The organism is Sporosarcina luteola (assembly GCF_023715245.1).
Taxonomy (GTDB): domain Bacteria; phylum Bacillota; class Bacilli; order Bacillales_A; family Planococcaceae; genus Sporosarcina; species Sporosarcina luteola_C.
In genome coordinates, this window is the sequence record NZ_JAMBNV010000007.1 from 51,830 (window position 1) to 62,839 (window position 11,010).

11 protein-coding genes are annotated in these 11,010 nt (G+C 48.5%); all 11 read left to right on the forward strand.

All coding sequences use genetic code 11. The annotated features are described in order from the left end of the window. Positions 1-37: 37 nt before the first annotated feature. The 11 genes from M3152_RS17475 (at position 38) to lysS (ending at position 10,570) form a co-directional block, all read left to right on the forward strand. The gene (locus M3152_RS17475) at positions 38-802 is read left to right on the forward strand and encodes a type III pantothenate kinase (RefSeq protein ID WP_251697109.1); all 765 of its coding nucleotides are present in this window, start codon (positions 38-40) and stop codon (positions 800-802) included. Positions 803-817: 15 nt separating this feature from the next. After that, positions 818-1,705: an Hsp33 family molecular chaperone HslO gene (hslO, locus tag M3152_RS17480; RefSeq protein WP_251697111.1), complete on the forward strand. Its 888-nt coding sequence runs from the start codon at positions 818-820 to the stop codon at positions 1,703-1,705. Then, positions 1,683-2,606, forward strand: a complete 924-nt coding sequence (locus M3152_RS17485; RefSeq protein ID WP_251697113.1) for a peptidyl-prolyl cis-trans isomerase — start codon at positions 1,683-1,685, stop codon at positions 2,604-2,606. The genes hslO and M3152_RS17485 overlap by 23 nt, the downstream gene beginning before the upstream one ends. Positions 2,607-2,795: 189 nt before the next feature. Further along, positions 2,796-3,722, forward strand: a complete 927-nt coding sequence (cysK, locus tag M3152_RS17490) for a cysteine synthase A (protein ID WP_251697115.1) — start codon at positions 2,796-2,798, stop codon at positions 3,720-3,722. A 117-nt stretch (positions 3,723-3,839) separates the two neighbouring features. Further along, a complete protein-coding gene (locus M3152_RS17495) occupies positions 3,840-5,255 on the forward strand; it encodes an anthranilate synthase component I family protein (RefSeq protein WP_251697116.1) in 1,416 nt (471 codons plus the stop codon). Between the two features lie 16 nt (positions 5,256-5,271). After that, positions 5,272-6,120 (forward strand): aminodeoxychorismate lyase, encoded by an 849-nt coding sequence (gene pabC, locus M3152_RS17500; RefSeq protein WP_251697117.1) that lies wholly within the window; start codon positions 5,272-5,274, stop codon positions 6,118-6,120. Between the two features lie 4 nt (positions 6,121-6,124). Next, positions 6,125-6,979 carry a dihydropteroate synthase gene (gene folP, locus M3152_RS17505; protein ID WP_251697118.1) on the forward strand — a complete coding sequence of 285 codons (855 nt, stop codon included), beginning with the start codon at positions 6,125-6,127 and terminating at the stop codon, positions 6,977-6,979. 22 nt (positions 6,980-7,001) lie between these two features. Then, positions 7,002-7,370, forward strand: coding sequence for a dihydroneopterin aldolase (folB, locus tag M3152_RS17510; protein WP_251697119.1), 369 nt, complete (start codon positions 7,002-7,004; stop codon positions 7,368-7,370). Further along, a complete protein-coding gene (gene folK / locus M3152_RS17515) occupies positions 7,367-7,870 on the forward strand; it encodes a 2-amino-4-hydroxy-6-hydroxymethyldihydropteridine diphosphokinase (protein WP_251697120.1) in 504 nt (167 codons plus the stop codon). Before folB ends, folK begins: the two co-directional genes overlap by 4 nt. Before the next feature lie 117 nt (positions 7,871-7,987). Next, on the forward strand, positions 7,988-8,965 hold the full coding sequence (dusB, locus tag M3152_RS17520) for a tRNA dihydrouridine synthase DusB (RefSeq protein WP_251697127.1): 978 nt from the start codon (positions 7,988-7,990) through the stop codon (positions 8,963-8,965). Positions 8,966-9,079: 114 nt separating this feature from the next. Then, positions 9,080-10,570: a lysine--tRNA ligase gene (gene lysS / locus M3152_RS17525; RefSeq protein ID WP_251697121.1), complete on the forward strand. Its 1,491-nt coding sequence runs from the start codon at positions 9,080-9,082 to the stop codon at positions 10,568-10,570. The last annotated feature ends 440 nt before the right edge of the window (positions 10,571-11,010 follow it).

The following is an 11,010-nucleotide window of genomic DNA, read 5'->3' on the forward strand; positions in this document are numbered from 1 at the left end:
ACTCTGGAAAATGACGAATGTTAGCGAGGAAAAGAAAATGATTCTAGTATTGGATACAGGAAATACGAATATCGTTCTTGGCGTTTATGATAAAGGGGAATTGAAGCACCATTGGCGCATGGAAACGTACAGGCAAAGAACGGAAGACGAATATGCCATGTCCGTGAAAGCGCTATTTACCCATGCAGGCCTTAGTTTTGAGGATATCAATGGCATCATCATTTCCTCAGTCGTTCCGCCGGTCATGTTCCCGCTTGAACAGATGTGCAGGAAGTATTTTAACTTACGTCCGCTCATCGTCGGTCCTGGCGTTAAAACAGGGTTGAATATAAAATACGAAAATCCCCGTGAAGTGGGTGCAGACCGTATCGTCAATGCGGTTGCGGCCATCCATGATTATGGCTCTCCGCTCATTATTGTCGATTTCGGGACTGCGACGACATTTTGTTATGTGAACGAAAAGGGCGAGTATATGGGCGGCTCGATTGCGCCTGGTATCGGCATTTCCATGGAAGCATTATTCGATCGGGCATCTAAATTGCCCCGTGTGGAATTAACGCGGCCAGACCATATTATCGGCAAGAACACCGTAGCCGCGATGCAAGCAGGAATTGTTTATGGTTATGTAGGACTTGTTGAAGGTATCGTCGGAAGGATGAAAGCGCACAGTAAGGTGGAACCGACCGTCATTGCTACGGGTGGGCTTGCCGAACTGATTGCCAGTGAAACGAAAGTGATTGACATCGTAGACAATTTCCTTACATTGAAGGGGCTTCACTTGATTTACGAGAGAAATGTTTGAAGGGAGCAGTTATGAATGACGGATTATTTGATAAAAGCATTGGCTTATGAAGGGACCATTCGTGCCTATGCGGTGAATTCGACAAATGCAGTGGCGGAGGGACAGAAAAAGCATCATGTATGGCCGACAGCTACAGCTGCTTTAGGCCGGACGATGACAGCGGCGCTCATGATGGGGGCTATGCTGAAAGGCGATGACAAACTGACGGTGAAAATCGAAGGGAATGGCCCCGCCGGACCGATTGTCGTCGATGCTGATGCCAACGGAGATGTAAAAGGTTACATCACACATCCGCACACCCATTTTGAATTGAACGAACAAGGGAAACTTGACGTTCGACGCGCTGTGGGCGCGGAAGGGATGTTGACGGTTGTTAAAGACCTAGGTTTACGCGACTTTTTCACGGGACAAGTTCCTATTGTTTCCGGTGAAATTGCGGAAGACTTCACTCAATATTTCGTCGTATCAGAGCAGGTGCCTTCAGCGGTTGCATTAGGTGTCCTTGTTAATCCGGATAATACTGTAAAGGCTGCAGGAGGATTCATTATCCAAGTGATGCCGGGTGCGACGGAAGAGACGATCAGCGCGCTTGAGAAAAAGCTTGCAAACGTTGAACCCATTTCAAGGATGATTGACCGTGGATTGACGCCTGAAGAAGTACTCGGGGAAGTGTTAGGGAAAGACAATGTTGAAATCCTCGATCGCATGGACGTTGCATTCCGATGCAATTGCTCCAAAGAACGTTTCGGCAACGCGATTATTGGTCTTGGAGAGCAGGAAATCCGTGAAATGATTGATGAGGATGGCCAGGCGGAAGCTCAATGCCATTTCTGTTTAGAGAAGTATCTATTCACAAAAGAAGAGCTTGAAGGATTTATCGATGAAATACGGTCAAGGTCGTAACGTCCAGGAGACGGTCCCTCCAAGAAGGAAATTGAAAACGAAACCGCTTCTTTTCCTGATTGGCATCCTTCTTGCCTGTAACGTCCTATGGTTCATCGGATGGCTCATACCTGATAAATCGAAGCAGCCCGATGAAGAGGTTGCTTCGGTCGCGGGCGAGGCGATTACGAGGGGGCAATGGATGACTGCCATGGAAAAGGAAGTCGGGCGGGAAGTGCTACTTGATCTCGTTAACAATAAAGTGATGGAGACGGCGGCGAAGAAATACGGCATCGAAGTGACTGACAAAGAAATCGAACTTGAACTAGCGTTGATCACTTCGGTGGACGGCCAATCCCACTCGGGACTGGATATTGAGCAAACCAGGCAAAAAATCCGTTCCCACCTTATTCTGGAGAAGGTTTTATCGAATGATGTCGTCATTGACGATGAAACCGTGAAATCTTTTTATGATAAGAATGAGTCCCTCTATAATATTTTAACCGCATATCGGACTTCTGTTATCATTGTTCCGACGAAGGATGAGGCGGAGCAGGCATTGGATGAGTTGGCAAAGGGATCAAGCTTCAATGCCATGGCAAAAGAGTTATCGACCGATCTTGCGTCGGCAAGCCTCGGCGGTGACATCGGCTATATAAATGCTGAGACGGAAACGATCGACCCAGCAATCTATAAAGCTGCGTCAAAACAGAAGGAAGGCAAGATCGGTGACGCTATCCAGTTGCAGGACGGTACATACGCTATTATCCTAGTGAATGAAGTGGTGGAAGGCAGGGCGTTCTCCTTTGAAGAAGTGAAAGAGCATATTAAACGCGAGCTCGCCATTGAACAACTTCCGCAATCGGTCAATCCTGAGGCGTTCTGGAAAGAGTTTGATGCAAAATGGTTTTACGGAAAATAAAATAAAAGCTGTTCGGACCTCGCACTAAGTGGGTGGTTCTGAACAGCTTTTTTAGCCCTTTTTTAGATTATCCAATTGGAAAAAGGGAAAGAGTATAGGAGGCATTATTGATTGACACTGGTCACAATTCGGGTGTACTATTAATACAATAAAACATATCAAATAAGTAGGGATTAGGAGTGGGTTGGAATGAATAAAGTCGGGAACACGATTGCGGATCTAGTTGGGAAAACGCCGCTCGTCAAGTTGAACCGCATGGCGAATCCGGACAGCGCTGATATTTATTTGAAACTGGAATACTTCAATCCGGGATCGAGTGTCAAAGATAGGATAGCGCTTGCGATGATTGAAGCCGCGGAACAATCCGGGGATTTGAAGGAAGGCAGTACGATCATTGAGCCGACGAGCGGAAATACGGGTATCGGTCTAGCGATGATTGCAGCAGCGAAAGGGTATAAGGCGGTCCTGGTCATGCCGGACACGATGAGTTTGGAGCGTCGGAACCTGTTGCGCGCTTATGGAGCGGACCTTGTCCTGACACCGGGGTCGGAAGGGATGAAAGGGGCTATCGGAAAAGCGGAAGAGCTTGCCGAGAAAAATGGTTGGTTCATGCCGCAGCAATTCAATAACGAAGCGAATCCGGAAGTGCACCGTCTGACGACAGGGCCGGAAATTGCAGATGCGCTCGATCGTGTCGATGCATTCATTTCGGGCATCGGCACGGGGGGCACCATCACCGGGGCAGGTGGCGTATTGAAAGAACGTTTCCCGGACGTAAAGATCATCGCTGTGGAACCGACTGATTCAGCAGTCCTTTCAGGTGGTAAACCGGGACCGCATAAAATCCAAGGAATCGGCGCAGGTTTCATTCCGAAAGTGCTCGACACGGACATTTACGATGAAATTATCCAAGTGACGAATGACGAAGCTTACGATACAGCTAGAAGAGCGGCACGGGAAGAGGGAATCCTGGGCGGTGTCTCCTCGGGGGCGGCGATCTTCGCAGCAATCCAAGTTGCAGAAAAGCTCGGGAAAGGCAAGAACGTCGTTGCTATCCTTCCGTCAAACGGTGAACGTTACTTGAGCACCCCGCTTTATCATTTTGAAGAAGAATAAGAACAGGATTATTGAAGAGAGAGCTATTGCAGCTCTCTTTTTTTGTTTCTAATACTAGCCTAAAAGGGACTTTAAACGTTAAGATAACTATATTAAATGGAGCTGGGGGAAAACGAAATGGATAGATTGCATCCTGATTATAAGAAGGCCGGAATGACGAAGGAGCAATTTTTTTATGCCTATAAAGAACTTGCGAAAACAGCGGAACATCATATTTTACTGGAAAGTGGGCGAGCAGGTAAGCTATGCATCGCGGGCATCGATCCTCTCGTGACGCTGACTAGCAAGCAGTCTCAATCATTGGAGCTTGAATGGCGTGACGGGGAGAAGCAAGTGCGGGAAGGTGAACCGCTTGATCTGTTATCCGAGTTCGTCGAATCGATGCAAATGGACAATATACCTGAACTGCCGGCCTTCCAAGGGGGTGCCATCGGTTTCGTCAGCTATGATTACGCTCGTACATACGAACCGATTCCTCATATTGCTGTGGATGACCTCGAAACGCCGGACATTTTCTTCTATTTGTTTGATCGCTGGGCGGTCCTCGATCTCGAAACCGAAACCGCCTATTTCATGACACTGCCCGGACGAGGGTTGGATGCATCGGAAGTGGAGAGGGAATGGATGGAGGCGGCGGAAGTTGGCATCGGGAAGCGTGTCCTCACGCCGGCTAGTCGTACAATTGATTATACAAGACCTGAAAATGTGGAAGTGTCGGTTACCGGACCTCAATTCGAGCAGATGGTCAGAGATGTCCAGCGTTATATAGCGGACGGGGACGTTAATCAAGTCAATTTGACAGTCCGTCAATCGAAGAAGCTTTCCGCTGATCCTCTTTCGATGTACGAAGCGCTGCGATCTTTCAATCCATCGCCATATATGGCGTCGATCGGAGCAAAGGAGTTCGCTGTCGTTTCCGGCTCTCCTGAATTATTGCTGAAAAAACGCGGAACGGACTTGAGTACACGTCCGATCGGGGGAACAAGGCCGAGAGGAACGACGGAAATCGAGGACGAAGCGTTTGAGAAGGACTTGCTCTCGGATGAAAAGGAAAAAGGCGAGCATGTTATGCTTGTCGAACAGGAGATTGAGGACTTTGGACAAGTCTGCATTCCGGAAACGGTGGAAACGGATGAGTTCATGGTCATTGAGCGGTATTCGCATGTTATGCATCTCGTATCAAATGTAAAGGGTACGGCGGCTCCTGAACTATCGAACGCCGCTATCATCAGAGGAGTCTTCCCTGGAGGTTCGATCACCGGCTCGCCAAAGCTGCGCACGATGGAAATCATTGAGGAGTTGGAGCCGACGCGGAGAGGTTTGTATACGGGGTCGGTCGGTTGGATCGGCTTTAACGGTGACATGGATTTTAACATCGTCATCCGGACTGCGTATATAAAAGATGGAGTCGCTCATATCCAGGCGGGTGCCGGGCTTGTCGCGGACTCCGATCCTAGAGCGGAATATGAGGAGTCGCTCAATAAGGCAAGGGCGCTCTGGCAGGCGAAGGAAATGGCCGAAGCGGCTGAATGAAAGGAGGAGCACCTCCATGCTTTGTTGGATGAACGGTGAATTTGAACAGGCGGAACAATTGCGGATTTCCCCGTTAGATCATGGGTTTTTATATGGAGCAGGTTTTTTTGAGACGTTTAGGACATATGAAGGGCATGTATTTTTATTCAAAGAGCATATGGAACGTCTTCGTGCAGCATTGCGAGAATACCGAATTACAATGCCTTATTCCGACGAGGAGATTTTGGAGGCGATCCGAGGGCTGCACGTCTGTTCGGGCGAACAAGACGGGTATTTCCGTCTGAATGTGTCGGCGGGTGTGCACGATATCGGATTGACCCCTTCCGAATACAAGTCGCCGAACGTCATCCTGTTCCGCAAAGAGCTTGCGGTTGTGGCGCGGGGAACGGAAAAGAAGGCTGTTTGGCTTGAGACGGAAAGGAATCTCCCTGAAAGCAAGGTCCGCCACAAGTCGCATAACTTCCTGAACAATGTGCGCGGTCGATTGGAACTTCCTTCATTGAAGGAGCTGGAAGGGATTTTCCTCACGGCGGATGGCTATGTCGCTGAAGGCGTTACATCCAATGTGTTTTGGGTGAAAGATGGAGCATTATATACGCCGTCAACAGAGACAGGGATTCTGCCCGGTCTTACGCGCGGTTTTTTATTGAAGCTCGGAGCGGAAGCCGGCATGGCTATACATATCGGGTTGTTTACGAAAAGTGACGTCGAGCAGGCGGATGAAGTGTTCGTTTCGAACTCGATTCAAGAGCTTGTTCCTATTTCTTCTGTAGGCGAGCGGTTGATGCCTGGGACTTCAGGGGTTTATTATCAAAAACTGCATCGATTATACGTGCGGGCAATCGATCGAATGAAGGAAGGGTAAAGACATGGAATTATCAAAAGCGATAGAGATATACCGTTTAGGGAATACCGAATTTGACTTTAAAAAAGAGACGGCTGTCATGGGCATCTTGAATGTCACGCCGGACTCCTTCTCGGATGGAGGCAAATACGGGCAAATTGATGCGGCTTTGAAACGAGCTGAAGAAATGCTTCGGGATGGAGCGAAAATCATCGATATCGGCGGCGAGTCGACCCGGCCTGGCCACGCCCCGGTCTCGCTCGATTTGGAATTGGAGAGGACGGTTCCTGTAATCGAGGCGTTAGTACGGGAATTGGATTGTGTCATATCCATCGATACATATAAGGCGGACGTAGCTGATGCCGCATTGAAAGCGGGTGCTAAGATCGTCAATGACGTATGGGGTGCGAAACGCGAGCCGAGAATTGCGGAAGTGGCAGCGGCTCACGGAGCGCCGATCATCCTAATGCATAATCGGGAAACTGCGGATTATAAAGGGCTGTTTATGGATGAAGTTATTGCGGACTTGGAGGAAAGTATTGCAATCGCACGCAAGGCGGGAGTGCCGGAAAGCAATATTTGGCTCGATCCGGGCATCGGCTTTGCGAAAAATACTAGTCAGAATGTATTGGCGATGCAAGGGCTTCGCCATATTTCGGATATGGGGTACCCGCTCTTGCTCGCGACATCCCGAAAACGAATGATCGGCAACATACTGGATCTGCCGGTTGATGAGCGGATGGAAGGGACTGGCGCTACGGTTTGCTATGGGATTGAGCATGGATGTCACTTGGTTAGGGTGCATGACGTGAAAGAAATGTCACGTATGGTGAGGATGATGGATGTGTTAACGGGTAAGGCGGAAGTGCGAGTCGACTGATCGGGAATTGGAGGGTGTAAAAATGGATTATATTCATTTGAATGAACTGGAGTTTTACGGTTATCACGGTGCATTGAAGGAAGAGACGGTGCTAGGTCAGCGTTTCCGGGTGAATGTATCGCTGGCGGTTGATTTGGCGGAAGCAGGTGCAACGGATGATTTGGAGAAGACGGTCAATTACGCAGAGGTATTTGAAGTGTGCCGTTCTGTCGTCGAAGGGGAGCCGAGGAAACTAATCGAATCGGTCGCAGAGGAGATTTCCCGGCTCATTTTAGTGAGGTTCGACGAGCAAGTCCGTGGCGTCCGGGTCATCTTGATAAAGCCTGATCCGCCGATCCGCGGACATTATGCTTCCGTGTCGGTGGAAATTACGAGAGGGCAATTCTCATGAACATTGCATACCTCTCTATTGGATCCAATATCGGTGACAGGCTGCATCATCTGAAGGAGGCTGTCCGTGCACTTCATTCCCACGAAGGAATTGACGTGACGAAAGTATCTTCCATCTATGAGACTGCTCCCGTCGGTTATACGGAGCAGGCGGACTTTCTTAACTTGGCTGTCTCTATTGCGACTTCATTGGATCCGTTTGAATTATTGGCAGCATGCCAACAGGTTGAGAACGGCCTCGGTCGCGTACGTGAAATCAGATGGGGCCCACGGACTGTAGACCTTGACATTTTGCTGTATAATAACGACAATATTGAAGCGGAGAATCTAATTGTGCCGCACCCGAGAATGGGTGAACGGGCATTTGTTCTCGTGCCTTTATTGGAAATCGCGCCTGCAATCGGACATCCTGTAACGGGAATCCCGTTTACAGTGGAAGTTCCTGATGAAGAGGGCGTTTTGCTTTGGAAGAAAGTTAAGGGAGTCGGGCAGTTGCTATGAAACGGCGGATGTCCGGTCCTACCCATAGATAGAATGAAAACCGATCCGAGTATTGGAGAAAGGAGAAAAGGAGTGAGTGATTTACTAGAGCGACCGTTCAAAATCGGCGGTATTACGATGGATAACCGGGTCGTGCTCGCCCCTATGGCAGGCATTTGCAACTCGGCGTTCCGTTTGACTGTGAAAGAATTCGGCGCGGGCCTTGTCTATGCTGAAATGATCAGCGATAAGGGGATTGTCTCTAAGAATAGTAAAACGATGAACATGCTTTATATAGATGAACGTGAAAATCCGCTATCCCTGCAAATCTTCGGTGGTGAGAAGGAAACTCTCGTTGAGGCGGCGCGATATGTCGACAAGCATACGAATGCGGATATCATTGATATCAATATGGGCTGCCCTGTAAATAAGATCATCAAGTGCGAAGCCGGAGCGAAATGGCTTCTTGACCCGGACAAGATCTATGAAATGGTGTCTGCGGTCGTCGAGGAAGTTGACAAGCCTGTCAGCGTCAAAATGAGGATCGGTTGGGACGATGCGCATATTCTTGGCGTCGAAAACGCACAAGCTGTCGAACGTGCAGGCGGCGCTGCGGTCGCCGTCCATGGACGTACCCGGTTGCAGATGTATGAAGGAAAGGCGAATTGGGACATCATCCGTCAGATGAAAGAAGCGGTCTCCATACCCGTCATCGGCAACGGAGACATTGAAACTCCGCAAGATGCTAAAAGGATGCTCGAAGAAACGGGCGTTGACGGCGTCATGATCGGACGGGCGGCCCTCGGAAACCCTTGGATGATCTACCGGACGGTGCGTTATCTTGAAACTGGCGAACTGATTGATGAGCCGAATGCCCGCGAGAAGATCGATGTCTGTCTACTGCATTTCGAGCGGCTGATGGCACTGAAGGGTGAACATGTTGCAGTCAGGGAAATGCGTAAACATGCTGCTTGGTATATGAAGGGCATTCGTGGCAATGCTAAGATTCGAAATGATATCAACGCAATGGAAAATGCTGATGGCTTGATCAGCCTGCTAAATCAGTTCGCAGAAGAGATGACGGAAAGAGAGCAGTCTGCAGTCAGTGTCGGATAATGCAACAGCGATGCGGGCCGCCAATCTAGTGGCGGCTTTTTTTACATAAAGAGTTTGTGTACAATAGGAGCATGCCATCCGGCGTGAGGGATAACTTATGAAGGAGTGAAGGAAATGTCCCATTTGGATGAATTGAACGATCAGCTTCTGGTGAGACGCCAGAAGATGGATGAATTGCGGGAGAGCGGTTTAGACCCGTTCGGCGCAAGATACGAGCGGACCCACCTATCCAACGAAATCCGCGAAGCCTATGAGGGCCTTTCAAAAGAGGAATTGGATGAAACAGTACATGAAGTGAAAATTGCTGGGCGGATCATGACGAAGCGCGGTAAAGGGAAGGCTGGGTTTGCCCATATCCAGGACCTAGGCGGCCAGATTCAAATCTACGTCCGTCAAGATGCAATCGGCGAAGAGGCTTATGACATATTCAGCCACGCGGATCTAGGGGATATCGTCGGAATCAAAGGTAACGTCTTCAAAACGAAAGTCGGTGAACTTTCCATTAAAGCGACGGAATTCACGTTTCTAACGAAAGCTCTTCGTCCGTTGCCGGATAAATTCCACGGATTGAAGGACATCGAACAACGGTATCGTCAACGATATCTTGACTTGATCATGTCAGAGGAAAGCAGAGAGACGTTCATCATGAGAAGCCGCATCATCCAATCGATGCGCCGCTATTTGGATGAACAAGGCTTCCTTGAAGTTGAGACGCCGATGCTGCATTCGATTGCGGGAGGAGCAACTGCCCGTCCGTTCATTACTCACCATAACGCTCTGGACATGACACTATACATGCGTATAGCGATCGAGCTTCATTTGAAACGACTAATTGTCGGTGGTCTCGAAAAAGTGTACGAAATCGGCCGTGTTTTCCGTAATGAAGGGATCTCAACAAGGCATAACCCTGAATTTACGATGATTGAACTATATGAAGCTTACGCGGATTATAAAGACATTATGGAACTGACGGAAAATATGGTCGCTAACATCGCACAAGATGTCCTCGGTACAACGCAAGTGAAATACGGCGAAGATATCATCGACCTAGCGCCGGGCTGGAAACGTCTGCATATGGTGGATGCAATCAAGGAATATACAGGCGTCGACTTTTGGAAGCAGATGACGAAGGAAGAAGCGCATGCACTTGCAAAGGAACATGGCGTTGAAGTGGCGGGCATGATGGATGTAGGTCATGTGTTGAATGAATTCTTCGAGCAGAAAGTTGAAGAGCAACTTGTTCAACCGACATTCATCTACGGTCATCCGGTGGAAATTTCTCCGCTTGCGAAGAAAAATCCCGAAGATGAACGTTTCACTGACCGCTTCGAATTATTCATCGTGCGGCGCGAGCACGCAAATGCATTTACTGAGTTGAACGATCCAATCGATCAGCGCGCCCGTTTCGAAGCGCAAATGGTTGAGAAGGAGCAAGGCAATGATGAGGCGCACGAAATGGATGAAGACTTCATTGAAGCACTGGAATATGGACTTCCTCCAACAGGCGGCCTTGGAATAGGGATTGACCGTCTCGTGATGCTATTGACCAACGCACAATCGATTCGTGATATTCTCCTCTTCCCACAGATGAGACATAAAGAGTAATTATATAGAGCAAGCACCGCGCAATCATGGTCGGAACAATGATTGCGCGGTTTTTCTTTCACTTTGAATCGAATAGGAAACTTTTTCGAAATAAGTCTTGCAATCAAAAACGCAGGGTGGTATAGTAATAAACGTTGCGTTTCCGGTAAGTGAATAACTGCTTTGAAAACAGCTTAAAACTTTTTCAAAATAGTTGTTGACATCGGAATTGCGAATGTGGTATTATATAAGAGTTGCTTCAGATGGGGCGACACACAATGAACCTTGAAAACTGAACAGCAAAACGTCAACAAATAAAGTTCTGGAGCCGACTCTGTCGGTGAAAAGAACAAACGAATCTTCGGATTCAAATTGACATCTTAATTGATGCCAGCAAGAAACTCGAGCTACTCGAATTTCTCTATTATGGAGAGTTTGATCCTGGCTCAGGACGAACGCTG

Coding starts and splice junctions, on each gene's coding strand:
- M3152_RS17475 (WP_251697109.1), top strand. CDS start 38: ATGATTCTAGTATTGGATACAGGAAATACGAATATCGTTCTTGGCGTT.
- hslO (WP_251697111.1), top strand. CDS start 818: ATGACGGATTATTTGATAAAAGCATTGGCTTATGAAGGGACCATTCGT.
- M3152_RS17485 (WP_251697113.1), top strand. CDS start 1,683: ATGAAATACGGTCAAGGTCGTAACGTCCAGGAGACGGTCCCTCCAAGA.
- cysK (WP_251697115.1), top strand. CDS start 2,796: ATGAATAAAGTCGGGAACACGATTGCGGATCTAGTTGGGAAAACGCCG.
- M3152_RS17495 (WP_251697116.1), top strand. CDS start 3,840: ATGGATAGATTGCATCCTGATTATAAGAAGGCCGGAATGACGAAGGAG.
- pabC (WP_251697117.1), top strand. CDS start 5,272: ATGCTTTGTTGGATGAACGGTGAATTTGAACAGGCGGAACAATTGCGG.
- folP (WP_251697118.1), top strand. CDS start 6,125: ATGGAATTATCAAAAGCGATAGAGATATACCGTTTAGGGAATACCGAA.
- folB (WP_251697119.1), top strand. CDS start 7,002: ATGGATTATATTCATTTGAATGAACTGGAGTTTTACGGTTATCACGGT.
- folK (WP_251697120.1), top strand. CDS start 7,367: ATGAACATTGCATACCTCTCTATTGGATCCAATATCGGTGACAGGCTG.
- dusB (WP_251697127.1), top strand. CDS start 7,988: ATGGATAACCGGGTCGTGCTCGCCCCTATGGCAGGCATTTGCAACTCG.
- lysS (WP_251697121.1), top strand. CDS start 9,080: ATGTCCCATTTGGATGAATTGAACGATCAGCTTCTGGTGAGACGCCAG.